Source organism: Ruminococcus gauvreauii (assembly GCF_025151995.1).
Classification (GTDB): domain Bacteria; phylum Bacillota; class Clostridia; order Lachnospirales; family Lachnospiraceae; genus Ruminococcus_G; species Ruminococcus_G gauvreauii.
The window spans coordinates 2,375,243-2,392,699 of the sequence record NZ_CP102290.1 but is presented as its reverse complement, the minus strand read 5'-3'; the positions used below and the strand labels follow the sequence as shown (position 1 = coordinate 2,392,699).

The 17,457-nt window shown below is 48.8% G+C and carries 21 protein-coding genes; 14 read left to right on the top strand and 7 right to left on the bottom strand.

Annotated elements, in window-relative coordinates:
* Positions 1–3: 3 nt before the first annotated feature.
* Together NQ502_RS11615 and NQ502_RS11610 are read right to left on the bottom strand one after the other, a co-directional pair.
* Positions 4–411 (bottom strand): C-GCAxxG-C-C family protein, encoded by a 408-nt coding sequence (locus NQ502_RS11615; RefSeq protein ID WP_028528564.1) that lies wholly within the window; start codon positions 409–411, stop codon positions 4–6.
* Positions 362–1,663 (bottom strand): AfsR/SARP family transcriptional regulator, encoded by a 1,302-nt coding sequence (locus tag NQ502_RS11610; RefSeq protein WP_028528565.1) that lies wholly within the window; start codon positions 1,661–1,663, stop codon positions 362–364. The genes NQ502_RS11615 and NQ502_RS11610 overlap by 50 nt, the downstream gene beginning before the upstream one ends.
* A 149-nt stretch (positions 1,664–1,812) precedes the next feature.
* On the opposite strand from NQ502_RS11610, the gene NQ502_RS11605 reads away from it, so the two are divergent.
* The 10 genes from NQ502_RS11605 (at position 1,813) to NQ502_RS11560 (ending at position 8,193) form a co-directional block, all read left to right on the top strand.
* Positions 1,813–2,760 carry a transglutaminase-like domain-containing protein gene (locus NQ502_RS11605; protein ID WP_044983229.1) on the top strand — a complete coding sequence of 316 codons (948 nt, stop codon included), beginning with the start codon at positions 1,813–1,815 and terminating at the stop codon, positions 2,758–2,760.
* Between the two features lie 29 nt (positions 2,761–2,789).
* Positions 2,790–3,824, top strand: a complete 1,035-nt coding sequence (locus NQ502_RS11600) for a type II secretion system F family protein (RefSeq protein ID WP_028528567.1) — start codon at positions 2,790–2,792, stop codon at positions 3,822–3,824.
* A 20-nt stretch (positions 3,825–3,844) separates the two neighbouring features.
* Positions 3,845–4,177: a hypothetical protein gene (locus tag NQ502_RS11595; protein WP_028528568.1), complete on the top strand. Its 333-nt coding sequence runs from the start codon at positions 3,845–3,847 to the stop codon at positions 4,175–4,177.
* Between the two features lie 11 nt (positions 4,178–4,188).
* Positions 4,189–4,671: a DUF4860 domain-containing protein gene (locus NQ502_RS11590; RefSeq protein WP_028528569.1), complete on the top strand. Its 483-nt coding sequence runs from the start codon at positions 4,189–4,191 to the stop codon at positions 4,669–4,671.
* Positions 4,649–5,107: a hypothetical protein gene (locus tag NQ502_RS11585; RefSeq protein WP_028528570.1), complete on the top strand. Its 459-nt coding sequence runs from the start codon at positions 4,649–4,651 to the stop codon at positions 5,105–5,107. Before NQ502_RS11590 ends, NQ502_RS11585 begins: the two co-directional genes overlap by 23 nt.
* Positions 5,104–5,604: a hypothetical protein gene (locus tag NQ502_RS11580; RefSeq protein ID WP_049898119.1), complete on the top strand. Its 501-nt coding sequence runs from the start codon at positions 5,104–5,106 to the stop codon at positions 5,602–5,604. The genes NQ502_RS11585 and NQ502_RS11580 overlap by 4 nt, the downstream gene beginning before the upstream one ends.
* Before the next feature lie 12 nt (positions 5,605–5,616).
* Positions 5,617–6,672: a type IV pilus twitching motility protein PilT gene (locus NQ502_RS11575; RefSeq protein ID WP_028528571.1), complete on the top strand. Its 1,056-nt coding sequence runs from the start codon at positions 5,617–5,619 to the stop codon at positions 6,670–6,672.
* A gap of 79 nt (positions 6,673–6,751) precedes the next feature.
* Complete coding sequence (locus NQ502_RS11570; RefSeq protein ID WP_028528572.1) at positions 6,752–6,934, top strand: hypothetical protein; 183 nt, start codon at positions 6,752–6,754, stop codon at positions 6,932–6,934.
* A gap of 13 nt (positions 6,935–6,947) precedes the next feature.
* The gene (locus NQ502_RS11565) at positions 6,948–7,223 is read left to right on the top strand and encodes a spore coat protein (protein WP_028528573.1); all 276 of its coding nucleotides are present in this window, start codon (positions 6,948–6,950) and stop codon (positions 7,221–7,223) included.
* An 85-nt stretch (positions 7,224–7,308) separates the two neighbouring features.
* Complete coding sequence (locus tag NQ502_RS11560; protein WP_044983230.1) at positions 7,309–8,193, top strand: LysR family transcriptional regulator; 885 nt, start codon at positions 7,309–7,311, stop codon at positions 8,191–8,193.
* Here the strand turns inward: NQ502_RS11560 and NQ502_RS11555 are convergent.
* From NQ502_RS11555 to NQ502_RS11545, 3 genes are all read right to left on the bottom strand, one after another.
* Positions 8,165–9,271 carry an alcohol dehydrogenase family protein gene (locus NQ502_RS11555; protein WP_028528574.1) on the bottom strand — a complete coding sequence of 369 codons (1,107 nt, stop codon included), beginning with the start codon at positions 9,269–9,271 and terminating at the stop codon, positions 8,165–8,167. The two genes, NQ502_RS11560 and NQ502_RS11555, sit on opposite strands and share 29 nt — an antisense overlap.
* Positions 9,272–9,508: 237 nt before the next feature.
* Complete coding sequence (locus NQ502_RS11550) at positions 9,509–10,912, bottom strand: DUF4367 domain-containing protein (RefSeq protein WP_028528575.1); 1,404 nt, start codon at positions 10,910–10,912, stop codon at positions 9,509–9,511.
* Complete coding sequence (locus NQ502_RS11545; RefSeq protein WP_028528576.1) at positions 10,869–11,420, bottom strand: RNA polymerase sigma factor; 552 nt, start codon at positions 11,418–11,420, stop codon at positions 10,869–10,871. Before NQ502_RS11545 ends, NQ502_RS11550 begins: the two co-directional genes overlap by 44 nt.
* Before the next feature lie 157 nt (positions 11,421–11,577).
* Here NQ502_RS11545 and trkA point away from each other — a divergent pair, with 157 nt between their 5' ends.
* The 3 genes from trkA to NQ502_RS11530 are packed head-to-tail and all read left to right on the top strand — an operon-like array spanning position 11,578 to position 14,700.
* Positions 11,578–12,936 carry a Trk system potassium transporter TrkA gene (gene trkA, locus NQ502_RS11540; RefSeq protein WP_028528577.1) on the top strand — a complete coding sequence of 453 codons (1,359 nt, stop codon included), beginning with the start codon at positions 11,578–11,580 and terminating at the stop codon, positions 12,934–12,936.
* A 16-nt stretch (positions 12,937–12,952) separates the two neighbouring features.
* A complete protein-coding gene (locus tag NQ502_RS11535) occupies positions 12,953–14,392 on the top strand; it encodes a TrkH family potassium uptake protein (RefSeq protein ID WP_028528578.1) in 1,440 nt (479 codons plus the stop codon).
* A 56-nt stretch (positions 14,393–14,448) separates the two neighbouring features.
* Complete coding sequence (locus NQ502_RS11530; RefSeq protein WP_028528579.1) at positions 14,449–14,700, top strand: Smr/MutS family protein; 252 nt, start codon at positions 14,449–14,451, stop codon at positions 14,698–14,700.
* Positions 14,701–14,757: 57 nt separating this feature from the next.
* On the opposite strand, the gene NQ502_RS11525 is transcribed toward NQ502_RS11530, so the two are convergent.
* Both NQ502_RS11525 and NQ502_RS11520 read right to left on the bottom strand, forming a co-directional pair.
* Positions 14,758–15,969, bottom strand: a complete 1,212-nt coding sequence (locus tag NQ502_RS11525) for a sensor histidine kinase (RefSeq protein ID WP_028528580.1) — start codon at positions 15,967–15,969, stop codon at positions 14,758–14,760.
* Entirely contained in the window at positions 15,966–16,652 is a 687-nt protein-coding gene (locus tag NQ502_RS11520) for a response regulator transcription factor (RefSeq protein WP_028528581.1), read from the bottom strand. Before NQ502_RS11520 ends, NQ502_RS11525 begins: the two co-directional genes overlap by 4 nt.
* A gap of 182 nt (positions 16,653–16,834) precedes the next feature.
* Here NQ502_RS11520 and NQ502_RS11515 point away from each other — a divergent pair, with 182 nt between their 5' ends.
* A complete protein-coding gene (locus NQ502_RS11515) occupies positions 16,835–17,428 on the top strand; it encodes a hypothetical protein (protein WP_049898120.1) in 594 nt (197 codons plus the stop codon).
* Positions 17,429–17,457 lie beyond the last annotated feature (29 nt).

Genomic DNA, 17,457 nt, shown 5'->3' with positions numbered 1-17,457 from the left:
TCGTTATTCAAATAATATCTGCTCTGCCAGTGAAGCTGCATCCTTGATGCAGTCCGGACAGCTGCAGAGAGCTTTTCCGGTTGCAACACCTTTCAGCTCTTTACACAGAACAGATCCATTTTTCACTTTGAACTTTTCCATCACCGTCTTAGACAGTTTGTAGGAATCCGCCTTACTGTCAGGCGCAGCCAGGTTGGCGGTGCTGTTCTTCAGCCCGGCGAGAACGCATGCGGCAGAAACGGCCCCGCAGGTCCCTTCCATATTTCCCATCCCGGCTCCGAGCGCCTCTGTAATCTTAAACATTGTCTCCTCGTCCAGGCCCACAAGATCACAATACGTACAGGCAACCGCCTGCGCACAGTTATAACCTTTGCTGTGCTTCGCTATTGTTTCTTCCACCCGTGTCTTCATCTTCCATTCCTCCTGTTTTCAAATCATTGAGCGACTCTGCACCCCTGCTTTCCATCTCTTTCAGAGATGCCATATAATAATTGACTTTATTCCGGCCGGCCCCCGCTTTTTTATAAGCGGTATTCAGACGGTTAACAATATCCACGCAGTTGTCTTTTCCTGCAGCCGGGAGTAAAATGAGAAACTGATTGGCACTGTAGCGTGTATAGAGATCTCCTCTCCGAAGAGAGCAGCATACAGCCTCCTTAAACAGCCTGCACATTTCTTCCAGCGTATCCTCTTTTTCCAGAGGCCACCCCTGATAATCCGTGAGGGTGCATAGAATCATATATCCTTCAATGCCAAGTCTTTCGTAACCACGCGCCAAAAACCGGTAGTTATCAATAAACCCCGGAAACGTGCAGTAATACGGTCCTCTGATCCGCTCGGTCTCCCGCACCACCTGGCGGACATCTTCCATAGCGCCCTGAGCAAACTGGACCTGGCTGCTCATAGTGTGAAAACGCTCCAGCATCTGTTCTGAAGGCGGTTTTTTCAAATCTGTAAAATACATCCGGGTCACCGCCTGATACACCTTCATCGCCTCTTTGTACCGATTTGCGGCCAGAAGGCTGTCGATCACCCACAGCTGCCATTCCTCATACGGATACAGGCCGGCAGCACGCTCGGACAGAAACAGCATCCGTTCATAATCCTGACACCGTTTAAAGTACTGCAGGCATTCTCTCAGACATATAAAATACAGATCGCGAAGACGTTTTGCTTCCCGCCTGATCCATTTTGGTGAATCCTCCCCTGCACCGAGAAATTCTCCGGTGTATACCGCGCATGCCTCCAGATACAGCCTGGCTCTTTCGTCTTCATCTTTTTCCGCCTGCGCGCGCTCTGCCAGAGTTTCAAATTCCCGCACATCCACGCACGCAGGAACCTCCATATTCCAGATACACATACCGCGCCGCACTTCAATATACTGGTTCTGCGGAAGCCCCGCTTTAATCAGTTGTTTCCGCAGCCGGAAAATCGTATTGTTCAGCGTAAGATTTGTATTCTCGATCTGTTCATCCCCATACAGGGTTTCAATGATCTGTGCCTTGGCGATCTGTCTCCTCGGATGAATCATCAAAAGCTGAAGAAGCTGAATAAACTTAGAATTCCCGCTTCGCGCAAACGAGATTTCCCGTCCCCCATACCTCATGGAAAATCCGCCCAGCATATTCATATAGAAAATATCCTGTTCCCGTCGTTCATCCATACTGTTGTCCCTTTCCTGTTGTCCCTCTTATTGCTCCGTACTATTATTTTATCAGATAATTCATCATACAACAACCTTTAACGTATTTTTTATTGTCCCTCACTGTGTTATAATAGAAATATCTTGTAACTTTAACAGGAGGATTTCCATTGAACCTTATCAATAAATGTTGGTTTATCCTGTTTCTCCTTTTTGTGTTACTTCTTGCAGGATGCGGTAAGACTTCCTCTGCTGCGCCCAGGACAGATAACAAACAGAGCAAAACAGAAACAGGGACCCGGGACAATACGCCCCGTGTGCTGCTCCCGTCCGCAGACGGCACGGCAGTATACGGAAATGACAGTGTCACCATAGACGCATCACATCCTGAGGACGGCTATATCATGATATCCTGTTCCGGAGGCGACAGCAGAATCAAGGCACAGATCACAGGACCCGATGCCGTCACCTACACGTATGACCTCGAGCCGGACTCGGGCTATGATACATTTCCCCTGAGTGCTGGCAGCGGTTCTTACCGTATTCAGGTGTTCGAAAACATTTCCGGTGACAAGTATGCCGTGCTGTTTTCCCAGGAACTGGACGTGGCATTAAAAGATGAATTCACCCCGTTTTTATATCCCAACCAGTTTGTAAACTATGATACAGATACAAAGGCTGTCGCATTGGGCGCCGAACTTGCAAAGCCCGCCGATACTGATCTCGATGTTGTGACAGGTATCTATCATTTTGCAGTGGATAATATTGCATATGACGATGAAAAAGCCCGGAACGTAAAGTCGGGATATCTGCCGGATATCGATGAAACGCTGGAGACCAGGACCGGTATCTGTTTTGATTATGCCGCACTCATGACCTGTATGCTGCGCACCCAGGGAATACCCACCAAGCTTCAGATCGGCTATGCAGGCGATATCTACCATGCCTGGATCAGCTGCTATCTCGCAGAAACAGGGTGGGTCGATGACATCATTCATTTTGACGGTGAAAAGTGGACAATGATGGATCCCACCTTCGGAGTGGATGCGAAAAAAAATAAAAAAACCAAAAAATTTATAGAAAACGAAAAAAATTATACGGTCAAATATTCCCGCTGACCGGGAAGGTTTGTCCGGAAAGGAGTTCCATGTCCGAAACCACGAGATTAAAGAAACTGAATACCGCAGAGCTGATCACGTTTTTTCGCCAGATATCGTATACGCTGCAGGCCGGCATTTCACCTGCGGAAGGTCTTGCGATCATGGCGGAAGACACCGCCTCGGAACAGTCAGGACAGATTTTCACACTTTTTCAGAAAAACCTGGACGAATCCGGTTCTTTTTGCCAGGCCTTAAAAGACAGTGGGCTGTTCCCCGCGTATGCCGTCCATATGCTTCAGATCGGTGAATATGCCGGCTGCCTGGACGAGACAACTGCTTCTCTTGCTGATTACTATGAACGCGAGGAGGCGACCCGGCAGTCTCTGAAAAACGCCGTCACTTATCCATGCGTGATGATCGTCATTATGCTGGCAGTCAGCGGCATTCTGGTCGCCAAAGTTCTCCCGGTTTTTCAGGAAGTCTATCATCAGCTCGGAAGCGAGCTCACCGGAATTCCGCTCCGGCTGATGCTGCTCGGTAACGGGATCAGACGTTTTGGCTTCCCGCTGATACTGCTGCTGATCATCCTTTGCTGCATTTACGCTGTTTTGATTTCACAGGGCCGCGCCGCTCTTCCGTTTTCGAAAAAACTGTACCGTGACATCCATGCAGCGCGGTTCGCCCACAGTTTTTCCCTGCTTCTTAGAAGCGGTATGGGGACCGACGAGTGTCTGGAAATGGTCGGTGAACTGACCGACCATGAACCGCTGAAGCAAAAGATACAGCAGTGCAGGCAGCTTTCCTCCGACGGCATGGAATTTACCAATGCCCTCAGGGAATCACAGATTTTTTCTTCGATGGAAACCCATATGATCTCCGTGGGGTTCCGGTCGGGCGCTGGGGACACTGTGATGAAACAGCTTGCAGACACGTATCAGCAGCGTGCAGATGAACGTCTCGGACGAATGATCGCAGTCCTGGAACCTTCACTGGTGGGCATGCTGTCCATCATTGTCGGATTCATCCTGCTGTCTGTCATGCTTCCGCTGATCGGTGTCCTCTCGGGCATCAACACTTACTGATTGTGAGGTGTCACCACACTATGAACCGTTTTTTATCCCGTCAGCCGTCAGGAATCAATATCATTAAAACACTGCTGTCACTTTTACTGACCGCCGTTGTGCTGCTGCTGTTCTATGCCGGTATTGATGCCGCAATGGAGAGCACCGTCAGTGAACAGCGCAGGACTCTTGAGGATGCCGTCTACCGGAACATCATCCAATGCTATACAACGGAAGGGACTTATCCGGAGGATCTGGCTTACCTGGAAGCACATTATCCTCTGATGTATGACCGCGACAGATTTTTTATCGACTACAGGCCTGTCGGAGAGAATATCATGCCCGAAGTTACCATTATCACACGCACGCCTTAGGAGGCATTCTCATGGAACGTGAAACTAAATTATACCGCACGATTGATTTCTTTTTTATCCTGTCTCTGCTCGGTATCTTTGTCACTGCCGCTGCTCTGGTCATCGTGATCGGAGCCGACATCTACCAGTCCGCCGTCTCGTCAGCGAGAACGGATGCAAATGTACAGACTGCGCTCTCTTATGTGACAGAAAAGATCCATCAGAACGACAGAAGCCAGGGGATCTCTGTCCGCACTGATGACGGCCGGGATCTGCTTCTTCTGCATGACACCTATCAGGATCTGGACTATACGACGTATATCTATGAATATGAGGGAACTCTTCGCGAACTGACGATTCGTGCATCGGATACACCCGATTACGACTCAGGGCAGATGATCACAGAAATCTCAGATTTTTCAATCCTCCGGGATGAACAGGGGCGTTTTAAGCTCTCTGCTTCCGGAGAAGATGGGAAGGAGTTATCAGCTTATGTCTTTTCCAAAAGCGAATAAATCCGGCATTTTTCTTCTGGAACTGCTTCTATCCATACTTCTGTTTGCCGTAGCCAGCACCATCTGTATCCAGATATTTGCGAAATCGCATGTGCTTTCCGCCGATGCTGTGCGGCTGGATCATTCTGTGAGTCTTGCCCAGAGTATCGCATCCTGCATTCAGTCCGGTATCACAGCGCCGGAAGAACTTCAGAAATTATATCCGGAAGGGACCTGTACCGGGAACAGTCTGCTGATCGGCCTTGACAGTACCGGTGAGATACTGCCGGCCGGCGCTGATCCTTCCTGTCTGCTGACCGTCGCATTCGGAAATCGTAACCCGGTAACGGCAGACATTACCATAGCTCAGACTGAAGATGACCGGGAGATCTTCACACTCAGGGCATCTGTCTATGTACCATACCGGCTCAGCGAAAATATGGAGGTGGCGCCATGAAGAAGAGTCTTCCTTCCGTATTAAATGTCGGGCTTCCTTCCATACTGACTATTTTTCTGATTCTTGCACTTGTGACATTTGCAACGCTGTCGCTTGTCACATCCCGTTCTCAGAATCAGCGTGCCCGGCAAAACGCCCATCGGGCTAAGGCCTACGGCGAAGCGTCTGCGGCAGCAGAGGACAAACTGGCGGAAATTGACCGGATTCTCTATGACAGCTATCACAGCTTATCCGTTCCTGACGAAGAGTCATATTTTCTGAATGCCATGCAGTCACTGGCCGGCGTTTCCGATATCACAGCGGACAGCAGCAGCGAAGGACTGCTCATTACCTATCATATACCAATAACCGATACCCAGGAACTGCGAGCTGAGCTTCTTGCAGTATATCCCGCAGATGCGGAAGAGGCATTTTACCGGATCCTAAAATGGTCTGCCGCCCCTGCCGATACCTGGAATGCAGACGACACACTCCCTGTATATGGAAATAATAAATGAGGAGAATCCATTATGACGACTACAGAACTTTTACATCTCGCCTCCTCGGAAGGCGCGTCCGATATCTTTATCGTGGCGGGTCTTCCGCTGACCCTGAAAACTCATGAGGTATTCAAGACTGTCTCCGAGACAAAACTGTCTCCTGCCGACACCGAAACAATGATCCGTGAAATCTATAAGACCGCCGGCAACAGAGAGCTTGACAAACTGTTTCTGGACGGCGACGACGATTTTTCCTTTTCCGTCGTGGGACTGTCGCGGTTCCGCGTAAACGCTTACCGGCAGCGCGGTTCCTATGCCGCTGTCATCCGCGTCATTGCTTTCTATCTGCCGCGCCCTGAAGATCTGCACATACCAGAAACCATCATCCGTCTGGCAGACGTCTCCAAGGGAATGGTCCTTCTGACAGGACCCGCCGGCTGCGGTAAATCAACGACTCTTTCCTGTATGGTGGATCACATCAACAGGACAAAGGCATACCATATCATAACCCTGGAAGACCCTCTGGAATTCCTGCACAGCCATAAAAAAAGTATCGTGAGCCAGCGTGAAATCAACACAGACACCCAGAGCTATCTTGGCGCACTCAGAGCCGCGCTGCGCCAGAATCCAAATGTGATTCTCCTGGGTGAAATGAGAGATTATGAGACGATCCACACTGCAATGACCGCTGCGGAAACAGGCCATCTTGTATTGTCAAGCCTCCATACCATCGGAGCCTCCAATACCATCGACCGCATCATTGATGTCTTTCCATCCAATCAGCAGCAGCAGATCGCCGTACAGCTTTCCATGGTGCTGCAGGCAGTGGTTTCACAGCAGCTTGTTCCCGCCGTAAACGGGGGCTATGTTCCCGCATTTGAAATCATGACCCTCACCCCAGCCATCCACAACCTGATCCGGAGCGGCAAAGTCCATCAAATAGAAGGAACACTTTACTCTTCTGCAACGGACCAGATGATCTCGATGGACAACAGTCTTTTAAAGCTGTACCACGAAGGTACGATCTCTGCCGAGACAGCGCTGCATTACGCGACAAATCCGGAAATGTTACAAAAAAAATTATAAGAATCTCAGTATGCTTTCTCCCGAACCCGGCATACTAATCCTGTAACTTTTAGGCCATATAATAATCAGGAGGTATGTTATGACAGACATTTCCGTTTTGGATCTTCAGAACCTGCGCCATTTGATTGGCGGATACGAGACAAGTCACTGCAAAATGACAGAATATGCCAACCAGGCTCAGTCACCGGATGTAAAACAGCTGTTTCAGGAAGCCGCTGACTCTGCTCTGAAAAACAAGCAGGAACTCATGAAATTCTTATAGGAGGAGACGTATAATGAACGAAAAAACAATGGTCACAGACACTCTCGTAGGCATCAACGGAGAACTTGCTTCTTTTGAAGGTTATATTACACAGGCAGAAAACCAGCAGCTGAAACAGACTTTAAAACAGCTGAGAAACGAATGTGAGATGGCACAGGAAAAAATGTACCAGGCAGCACGCCAGCACAATTACTATGTCCCGGCACAGAAAGCGACGCAGGAAGAAGTAGAGCATGTAAAATCTATTTTGACACAGCCTGCATCTTTGACAGCTTCACATTTAATGTAAGTTCAGTTTTTATGGGGCTATCAGCTTTCTGATAGCCCCGTAAAACTAGGAAACAAGGCAGCTGCTCAAACAGAGGAGTTTAATTATGAATAAACATGTAAATCTCGAATATTTGAATACATTTGTTATTGCCGCCGAGACCGGAAAACTAAACGTCACGTCTGAACTGGTTTTTCGATCGCCTTCTGCAGTCAGCACTCAGATCAAAGTTCTTGAAGAACAGTTTGAAACCAAACTATTTATAAGAAGTAAGAACTCCCTGATCCTGACCAGTGACGGAGAGACCCTCCTGAAATATGCACTGGATATTCTGGAGCTGAACAATGCCGCCTTTTATTCATTAAAGAATGAATCCTGGACCGGAAATATATCTTTTGGCCTCCCCACGGACTATGCAAAAATGTTTATTACATATATCTACCCTGAATTTTTAAAAGAATTTCCATCCTGTCATTTTAATATCGAATGCTCCCGAAGCAGGGCGCTCCGGCGTTCCATTGAAAGGGGCAGTATCTCTGCCGCAATTGTTGCAATGGAGCCTCAGTTCAGAGATGACCGCCTTCTCTGGGAGGAACCACTGTACTGGGTGTGCGCCAAGGGCTATTCCATGCCGGAGAATAAGGCCTTGCCAGTTGCCCTTTTTTCCGATGACTGTATTATAAATACCTATACTCTCTATTCGCTGAAACATATGGAAGTTGAATATGATATTGTTTTCACAAGCACCATGTCTGAAAATATTGAGGAAGCCGTCCGCAGGGGAATTGCTGTTTCACTCCTTCCGGCCTCCTCCATTACAAATGATATGGACCTGATGTCAGGTCCTTTCCCGGATGTCCCGCTTACCCTGAAGGTTGGATTTGCCCACGGCGATATGCCGGACAGCGATGTCTGTGACTCCATGTTTTCGATCATCAGCACGGGGATTCAAAAAGCCGGATTTATAAAACCTGCTCCTCACTTACCTTAAGCACAATCTTACCGACATGCTTCTTTGCAAGAAATACCTTTTGAGCCTCCACAATGTCTTTCAGCGGATAGATTCCGGCAATAATCGGGCGTATTCTGCCGCGCTCGATCAACTCAATCAGCTGAAGCATGGAATCTCTTGTCTGATAGGTTGTGCCGAAAAAGCTTAGGTCTTTCAGATACATATCTCTGACATCGAATTCAACAATCGGCCCTGCAATCGCCCCGCACATTCCAAGCCTGCCGCCTTTTTTCAACACTTTCAAAAGCTGCTTCCAGTTTTCTCCTGCAACCATATCAAGCACCGCGTCCACTGACATCTCACCAAGCTTCTCAATGTAGTCTTCACCTCTGAGAATGATTTCGTCTGCCCCATATCCCCTGACTGCATCCTCCTTGCCTGTATCACACACTCCAATTACGCAGGCTCCCCTTGCTTTTGCGATCTGTACCAGCGCCGATCCGACTCCACCTGAAGCCCCCGTTACGAGAATCCGATCGTTTTCATTAATATTTACCCGGCATATCAGATTGTTTGCTGTCGCGTACGCGCAGGGGAATACAGCCAGTTCCTCATCTGTGAGAGCACTGTTAATCTGAAATACCTCTTCCGAACGTGCGGTGGTATACTCACAAAACGTGCCGTCGCACTCAGAACCATGCGTAAAACACTCCAGTCCCCGCTCGCTTGCAGGCAATTCCTGCACATTGCGGATCAAAACTCTCTCTCCGATCCGCGCCTCGTCCACGCCTTCCCCCACAGCCGCGATGCAGCCGCAGCCGTCCGCCCCCTGGATCCTTGGAAATTCAAGCGGCAGGCCAAGCCAGGAACCATCTTCCCTTACATCGCTGCCATATCCTTCGGTTCCGCCTACGCTCGTGGCTGTTTTTACATTCTTTGAATACCATCCGATGCGGGTATTGATGTCCGTATTGTTCACCGCAGCCGCCCCGATTTTCACCAGTACTTCTCCGGCTTTTGGTGCCGGAACGGGTATATCCTCTCTATACTCCAGTTTGTCATACCCTCCAAACCCGGTGAGATAAACACCTTTCATTTTTTTCGGAATCACCGTCATGTTTCCTGTCCCCCTTTGACAATTTATGATATTTTCAGCTGTCCTTATCATATCCCTTCGCGAATTAAAAATACATCCAATTAAATTGAATGTAACTTTCAATATCTTTGACCTGTTCATCTGAGGGAAACAGTCAGAAAAAGCATCCCCGCAGGAAGTACAGTGCCTGACACACCGCTCCCTGTGAGGATGCTCTTATCTTATATCCGAATAGTTAAAATCGCGGGTTATATTCCTCTATGACCGGGTATCCAGCTGTACATACGTCTCGTTGGCAGAATCCCCGGAAAATAGCATGTACAGATCGTCAAGTTCATCCTCCGGCACCGCATACCCGAAATGGAGTACCCGTACTTCACCCGGTGCAAAATCGGTGTAGAAATAGTGTTGTGGGTCACCCAGATAAGAACTGCCGTCAAACAGGAACTGTCTGGAGTCATATGTAATTCCGTAAGTGTCTTCCCCGCGGTAGCCCTCCATGTCCGCATATCTGCTCCCCAGGTAACTCTTCTTAAACGTACCGTCCTCCTGTTCGTATAAATGTTTCAGAGTGTTGTACTGTCCGATATCCTCTGCCGCTTCATCACTCAGGTTTTCAGCCTTTACCGTCACCTCCACATATTTAACCGGTACAGTTTCCATCTCCTGTGTGACAAGCTGTTTATCCTGCCAGAGCGTAACAGTTCTGGCAAACGGCTTAAAGGTTCCGTCCTCCTCCAGGAAAGACATGACGCGGTCGTAGTCCTCCTGTGTGCCTCCGGTCGTCTCCGGCGTCACCCGATCGAGAGGTACCGTATCGGAAACTGTAACATTTTCAACTGTATACTGCAGGTCTTTCCCTTCAAAGGCCGCAAATCCGTCCGCAAACGTATCTCCCGGCTGACAGATCTGCCCTGCAGCTACAGGCTCTTCTTCGACTTCAGCAATCATATCATCAGCATCTTCCGAGAAAGCCGCTGCTGGGTTCTGGCCGGAACCTTCCACCTCTGTGATTACAATGTTAGATGCCACTTCTTTCACTTCTTCCAGGGAAAGCTTATCGCATGCCATGATCTCAACGATATGTCCGGTATCCTCATACAGCAGAAATACATCATACGGATATGCCGCCCCCTCCGTGACTGCGATCACTGCTTTTACGCCGCCCAGCGTCGTCTCCTCAAGATTGCTGGTATCTCCCAGTGCAACGTATGTGGCATAATTAGCCTGCGTGATCGTGAGTCCATCCGCCGCGTAGTCCCCTCCTTCCGAGTATTTTCCCTCGTCCCACTCCTGATAGCCTGCCGGCAGGTATTCCGGCGTGATTTCGATCGGCGGAATATCAGAATTGGCAAGTGTCTCAAAGCTTAAAGATGCCTGTCCCTGTTCCTCGTCATATGACACCTTCGTACTGAATACAGAGACCGCTGCATAGACTCCCACTGACAGGGACAATGCTGCCGCCACGCACGCCGCCGCGATCAGGCGCTTTTTCTTAATCACTGTCCTCTTCTTCCCCTGCTGCATATTCTGCAAAAGCTGCAGTTTCTTCCTTTTATAATCCAGCGAAAAGCTGTGACTGTGCGTATCTTTCTCCCACTGTTCCAATATGGCTTCCTCACCCAAATCTTTCAAAACTCTTTCGAGGTTTACATCCTTCATATTCCTCATCTCCCATCTTTTCCTGCACATATTTTCTTGCCCGTTCCAAACGTTTTGCCGCCGCATCCTCACTGATCTCCAGTATCTGTGCAGCCTCTTTGTTGCTGACCTCAAAATAGCAGCGCAGCTTGATGATCTCAAGATAATCCTGAGGTACCTTCTGCAGCAGCCTGCGGATCATCTGGCGGTCTTCTGCCTGCATCATCTCATCGATCGAGATCACTTTTCCCCCCGCGAGCGCATCCTCCGACGTCAGCCGCTCTGCGTCCCTTTGATTCCTCCTGTACTGGTCAATCGCCGTCGTCCGAATAATGCGGATCAGCAGTCTCTTTGTCCTCTCACTCTCCACATCCTTTATCCGTTTCATGTATCTTGTCAGTTTCACAAACGCATCCTGCACGGCATCCTCAGCCTGCTGTTCCTGACCCAGCACGGCAAATGCAACCTGATACATCTTTTGTTCATAACGTGTATACAACTGCTCAAGCAGTTCATTTTCACTGTCCAATCCCGTTCACCTCCCCATCATATTCTCACTTTAAGAGCTCTTATATAATATAACGATATAATCCTGCAATTCATGACGATTCCGTTGATAAAAAAATAATACATGCTATAATGATACTATAATACCCTGCAAAGGACAAAACAAAGGATTAAAAGACATGAACATTATCATCGCAGGCTGCGGCAAAGTGGGCACTGTACTGACCGCACAGCTGAGCAAAGAAGACAACAATATCTGCATTATTGACAAAGACAGTGCCGTCGTAAACAGACTCGCATCTGCGTACGATGTCATGGGAATAACCGGAAACGGCGCCAGCTACAGTATCCTGGCAGAAGCAGGTATCGAAGACGCGGACCTCATGATCGCCGTCACGGAATCTGACGAACTGAATCTCCTGTGCTGCGTCATTGCAAAAAAAGCCGGACAGTGTCAGACCATAGCCAGAGTCCGGAACCCGATCTACAGCCAGGAACGCCAGTTCATCAAAGATGAGCTCGGACTTTCCATGATCATCAATCCCGAATTTACCGCCGCGGTGGAAATCTCACAGCTTCTGTGTTTTCCGAATGCCATGGCGATTGATGTCTTTTCCAAAGGACGTTCCGAGATGCTGCGTTTCCGCATTCCTGAAAACTCGATTCTGGACCAGATGCAGCTGAAAGACATGCCGGCACGGCTTGGCAATGATATACTGGTCTGCGCTGTGGAGCGGAACCATGAGATCATCATACCATCCGGCTCCTTTACCCTGCAGGCATCAGATATTGTCTCTCTGATCGCTTCACGTAAAAATGCGGTTGAGTTTTTCAAGAAGATCCGCATGAAAACGAATCATGTGAAAAACACCATGCTCATCGGCGGCGGAAAGATCGCCGTATATCTGGCAAATATGCTGCTGCGGCTTGGTATCTCCGTTAAGATCATTGAACTTGATCCGAAACGCTGCGAGGAGTTAAGCGATATGCTCCCCGATGCAACGATCATCAACGGCGACGGCAGTGATGAAGACTTACTTTATGAAGAACGTATCGATCTGATGGATTCCTTCGTTGCGATGACCAATTTCGACGAGGAGAATATCCTGCTCTCACTGTTTGCAAAGAAAAAGGTCAGATCCAAGGTCATCACCAAGATCAATCGTCTCCAGTTAAACGAGGTCATCCATAATCTGGATCTGGACAGTGTAGTGTATCCGAAGCACCTGACTGCTGAGAGGATTCTGCAGTACGTACGCGCCACCCAGAATTCCATCGGAAGCAATATCGAAACGTTATACCGTCTCTTCGACGACCGGGTGGAGGCTCTGGAATTTAACATCCAGGAGAATGCAAAGATTACCGGGATTCCGCTTATGAAGCTTAATCTGAAGAAAAACCTGCTGATCGGCTGCATTACGCGCGGCGATCAGATCATTATTCCCGGCGGACAGGATATGATTCTGCCCGGAGATTCTGTCATTGTTGTAACCACCATCCTGGGGCTGCAGGACGCTCAGGACATTTTACAGGAATAGGACGGGTTTTAGAAAAATGAATATTTCTATGATACGCTATATATTGGGTATTGTTCTGAAAGTGGAAGGACTCTTCATGCTGCTCCCCTGTCTGGTGGCAGTCATTTACCGGGAAAAAAGCGGTTTTTCATTTGTCGCAGTCATTCTCATGTGCATGGCAGCCGGGTTTCTATTAAGCCGCAGAAAGCCATCCAATACCGTATTTTACGCCAAAGAAGGTTTTCTCTGTGTCTCTTTAAGCTGGGTCTTTCTGAGTGTGTTCGGAGCACTGCCTTTTATCCTGAGCAGAGAAATCCCTTCAGTGACAGACGCCCTGTTCGAAGCGATTTCCGGTTTTACGACAACAGGAGCCAGCATTCTGCCGGACGTGGAGGCATTATCTCACTGTATACTGTTCTGGAGAAGCTTTACACACTGGATCGGCGGTATGGGAGTACTGGTCTTCATTCTCGCTATCATACCGATGGCGGGCGGGCATCGCATGTATCTGATGAAGGCGGAGAGTCCGGGACCCACCGTAGAAAAACTGGTCCCCCGCGTCAAGAATACGGCGATGATCCTGTACGGGATCTATACCCTGATGACGGTCGCCGAGATCATAATCCTGATCGTCTGCGGCATGCCGGTATTTGACTCGTTTTGCATCTCATTCGGGGCGGCAGGTACCGGAGGTTTCGGAATTCGGAATGACAGCCTTGCCAGCTACGCACCGCACCTGCAGGTTCTCGTGACGCTGTTCATGATCGCATTTGGTGTGAATTTTAATATCTATTATCTGATACTGTGCAAGAAATTCCGCCAGGCATTCCGTTCCGAAGAGCTGAGGGCGTACCTGGGCGTGATCCTTGCAACCATATTGATCATCACTTGGAATATCCACACACGCTTCGGAAATATCTGGGAGGCCCTGCGCCATTCCGCATTCCAGGTTGGATCCATTATCACGACGACCGGATTCTCGACTGATAACTTCGATATCTGGCCTCAGCTGTCCAAGACACTGCTCATCATGCTGATGTTCCTGGGCGCCTGCGCCGGCAGCACCGGCGGCGGAATCAAGGTCTCCCGTTTTCTGATCATGCTCAAGACCGTGCGAAAGGAACTGTTTTCCTTCTGTCATCCGCACGGTATCCGAAAGATTAAGATGGACGGACATCTCGTGGCACACGAGACCGTACGCGCGGTCAATATTTTTTTAATCGCCTACATGCTGATCATGGCGTTTTCCATTTTACTGATCGGCTTTGACAATTATGATTTTACAACTAATTTTACTGCAGTCACAGCAACGCTCAACAATATCGGCCCCGGCCTCGAGCTTGTTGGACCGATGGAAAATTTTAACCTTTTTTCACCTTTTTCCAAGTTTATATTAATGTTTGATATGCTGGCAGGGCGGCTGGAAATCTTTCCAATTCTGATGCTGATGAATCCATCCACATGGAGACGCAGCTAGAATGCCGGGACACACCGACCAGCTTCAAAAAAGATAAAGCACAGGGAGGTGTTGTTATGAGTTCAGGAATTATTGAAATTGATCTCAAAGGAATGCGTACAGAAGAAGCAAAGGAAGCGATCGATCAACAGCTTTCCAGGATGTCGGGCAGTGATTACCGTCTTCGCGTTTTTCACGGTCTTGACAAAGGGATTAATATCCGTGACATGATCTACGACGAATACACCTACGGCCAGCATCCCCGCATCATACGGGTAGAGCACGGCTGGAACGGCGGTATCACAGAACTTGTTCTGAAAGACTATTGATGCTGCAGTGCGGACAAAACGGCACATCCGGTATAACCGGATGTGCCGTAATCTTATTTACAGGGGAAACCGGAATGAAAATGCCGAACCCCTTCCCTCCTGGCTGCTCACCTCTATGCTGCCGTGATGCGCCTCCACAATCCATTTGACCATAGACAGGCCAAGTCCCGAATGACTTTCCTGTGTCCCCTTTCTCGTCTTGTCTTCCCTGTAAAACCGTTTCCAAATGTCTTTGTGGTGTTCCGGCGCGATCCCAATCCCATTATCCCGCACACACCCCTCCACATAATTGCCTGCTTTTTTGAGAGTTATCCACGTGGTCCCCCCCTGTTTTCCATATTGAATGCTGTTCTCGATCAGATTGACCATCATCCTCATCAGCAGGTTCTGATCACCGCTCATTACCAGGTTTCCCTGAAATTCAGTTTCAAGACTGATCTTTCTTTCAGAAGCCGTATCTTTCAGCTCCCTGACCACCAGCTCTGTCAGCACGCCGATATCCACTGTCTCCAGCTGCAGCTTTTCTTTTCCCGCATCCTGCCTGGCAAGCATTAGAAGCTGTGAGATCAAAGACGATATTTTCCTGCTCTGCCCAAGTATGACCCTCACACACTCCTCCAGCTCTTCTCTCGTCGTATCCGGGAGGAGTGCATACTCGCACTGCGACATGATCACAGCAGCCGGTGTGCGCAATTCGTGAGATGCATCTGCGGTAAACCGCTTCTCATTTTCCAGCGCCTCCTCAACCGGCTTTAATGCCTTGCCAGTCACAAAGTATCCGCAGACAATAGCGAGCACCGCCAGAAGCGGGCACATGATAAACAGCAGACGGATCAAAATGGTGTTCATCTGCGAGAGTGTCCGCAGCGAGGTTACCCCCCGTATCCAGCAGACAACGTCTGTTCCCGATGTCAGAGCCAGATCATAAGTCATCCAGTGACTGCCCTCTGAACCGATGTTTTGAATTTTCATGTTTTTCAGTGTTGTATCAAGCGGAAACCCCGCAGGAACATTGCCGCCCGTCAGACGCCCTCCGACATCGTAGATGCTGAAGTAAACTCCGTTATCATAATATTCTTCAATATCATCTCCCTCGTCATCAGCATCCTCTGCAAATTCACGGACGCTTCCGATAAGTTCTGACTCTGCATCAGAACGCAGCAGACTCTCTGAAAGCAATGCCACGACTCCCAGCGCGAAAATTGCGATGGCAGTCACAAAGCAGGCATACCACAGCGTTATCTTCATTTTCACCGACATTTTTTTCATGATTCACTCCTCAGCACATACCCGCTTCCCCGCACCGTATGAATCAGTTTCGGGTCAAATCCGTCATCCAGCTTCTTCCTGAGATACCGGATATAAACATCGATCATATTGGAACCGCCCATATAATCATAATTCCACACATGCTCTTCAATATTTCTCCTGGAAAGAACGGTACCCTGGTTCCTCATCATGTATTCCAGAACGGCATATTCCCTGGATGAGAGCTCAATCAGCCTTCCCGCACGCCGTACCTCGTGGCTCTTAGTATCCACTCTCAGGTCTGCCGCCTCCAGCACATTAACTTCACCGGATACCTCACAGGAGGTCTGGCGCCGTATCATCACGCGTATCCTGGCCAGCAGCTCCTCAAACGCAAATGGTTTCACCAGATAGTCATCCGCACCGGTATCCAGCCCCCTCACCCGGTCCTCGACACTGTCTCTCGCAGTCAGTAAAAGTACCGGTGTCTTGTTGCCTGCCGCGCGCATGCTCTTTAAAATATCCAGTCCCGATATCCCCGGCAGCATGATGTCCAGAACAATCGCGTCATACGCCGTCACTTCTATATAATGCAGGGCTTCCTGTCCGTCTGCACAGGCATCTACGCTGTAATGCTCCTTCTGCAGTCTTCTTCTTATAATATCCATCAGATGAATCTCATCTTCAACGACCAACAGTCTCATGTTTATCCTCCTCTTTCCCGCTGCTCTTATTTTACCACGGTATCTCATACCTTTATATTAGCAGGAAAAAATGAAATGAAAATTAAAATAATACTTTAATGATACTTTAATGTTTATCCTTTATGATAACAGTACAAACTAAAAGATGCAAAAAATAATTGTATTTGAAGGAGGAGTATATTATGAAAGCAAAAAAAATATTCACTGTAACAGCAGTCACTGTTCTGCTGTCCATGACCCTGCTGACAGGCTGCGGGGACAACAGCCGTGAAAAGGCTCTTGAGGACCAGGTTTCACAACTGGAACAGAAGGTAACCGATCTCCAGAACTCACAGAATGCGGAAAAAAATACGGAAAATGAAAAAAATGCCGCTGCAGACAATGATACAGATGATAACGATAACGGGAATGTCAGTGCCGGCAATACTGCCAAAACTTCAGATGACTCAGCAGACAGCATCCCGCAGGATGCACAGACGGTACCGTCGCTGGAAGAGCTCACACAGTCCGTCTCCGCCGTAACTGACAAGGTAAACGGCACGACACCGACCGGGACTTCTGATGAACAGCTGTCGCAGTACCGTACGCTCAAGAGGGAAATCGACGCGATCGACCGCGATCTGGACTACCGGGATGACGACCTGGAAGATCAGTTTGAGCAGGGTACGATCACCCGCGAGGAATATCGTGCGGCAGACCGCCAGATCGATGCCCTTGAAGATCAGCTGGATGATGCTGAGGATTATCTGGAACATCTCTTCGGCATAGACGATTAATTGCAAGTCCTGAAAAAGCTGCAGTGTTG

Excerpts from the sequence above, each read along its gene's own strand:
- NQ502_RS11615 (WP_028528564.1), bottom strand. The coding sequence starts at position 411 with ATGAAGACACGGGTGGAAGAAACAATAGCGAAGCACAGCAAAGGTTAT.
- NQ502_RS11610 (WP_028528565.1), bottom strand. The coding sequence starts at position 1,663 with ATGGATGAACGACGGGAACAGGATATTTTCTATATGAATATGCTGGGC.
- NQ502_RS11600 (WP_028528567.1), top strand. The coding sequence starts at position 2,790 with ATGTCCGAAACCACGAGATTAAAGAAACTGAATACCGCAGAGCTGATC.
- NQ502_RS11595 (WP_028528568.1), top strand. The coding sequence starts at position 3,845 with ATGAACCGTTTTTTATCCCGTCAGCCGTCAGGAATCAATATCATTAAA.
- NQ502_RS11590 (WP_028528569.1), top strand. The coding sequence starts at position 4,189 with ATGGAACGTGAAACTAAATTATACCGCACGATTGATTTCTTTTTTATC.
- NQ502_RS11585 (WP_028528570.1), top strand. The coding sequence starts at position 4,649 with ATGTCTTTTCCAAAAGCGAATAAATCCGGCATTTTTCTTCTGGAACTG.
- NQ502_RS11580 (WP_049898119.1), top strand. The coding sequence starts at position 5,104 with ATGAAGAAGAGTCTTCCTTCCGTATTAAATGTCGGGCTTCCTTCCATA.
- NQ502_RS11575 (WP_028528571.1), top strand. The coding sequence starts at position 5,617 with ATGACGACTACAGAACTTTTACATCTCGCCTCCTCGGAAGGCGCGTCC.
- NQ502_RS11570 (WP_028528572.1), top strand. The coding sequence starts at position 6,752 with ATGACAGACATTTCCGTTTTGGATCTTCAGAACCTGCGCCATTTGATT.
- NQ502_RS11565 (WP_028528573.1), top strand. The coding sequence starts at position 6,948 with ATGAACGAAAAAACAATGGTCACAGACACTCTCGTAGGCATCAACGGA.
- NQ502_RS11560 (WP_044983230.1), top strand. The coding sequence starts at position 7,309 with ATGAATAAACATGTAAATCTCGAATATTTGAATACATTTGTTATTGCC.
- NQ502_RS11555 (WP_028528574.1), bottom strand. The coding sequence starts at position 9,271 with ATGACGGTGATTCCGAAAAAAATGAAAGGTGTTTATCTCACCGGGTTT.
- NQ502_RS11550 (WP_028528575.1), bottom strand. The coding sequence starts at position 10,912 with ATGAAGGATGTAAACCTCGAAAGAGTTTTGAAAGATTTGGGTGAGGAA.
- trkA (WP_028528577.1), top strand. The coding sequence starts at position 11,578 with ATGAACATTATCATCGCAGGCTGCGGCAAAGTGGGCACTGTACTGACC.
- NQ502_RS11535 (WP_028528578.1), top strand. The coding sequence starts at position 12,953 with ATGAATATTTCTATGATACGCTATATATTGGGTATTGTTCTGAAAGTG.
- NQ502_RS11530 (WP_028528579.1), top strand. The coding sequence starts at position 14,449 with ATGAGTTCAGGAATTATTGAAATTGATCTCAAAGGAATGCGTACAGAA.
- NQ502_RS11525 (WP_028528580.1), bottom strand. The coding sequence starts at position 15,969 with ATGAAAAAAATGTCGGTGAAAATGAAGATAACGCTGTGGTATGCCTGC.
- NQ502_RS11520 (WP_028528581.1), bottom strand. The coding sequence starts at position 16,652 with ATGAGACTGTTGGTCGTTGAAGATGAGATTCATCTGATGGATATTATA.
- NQ502_RS11515 (WP_049898120.1), top strand. The coding sequence starts at position 16,835 with ATGAAAGCAAAAAAAATATTCACTGTAACAGCAGTCACTGTTCTGCTG.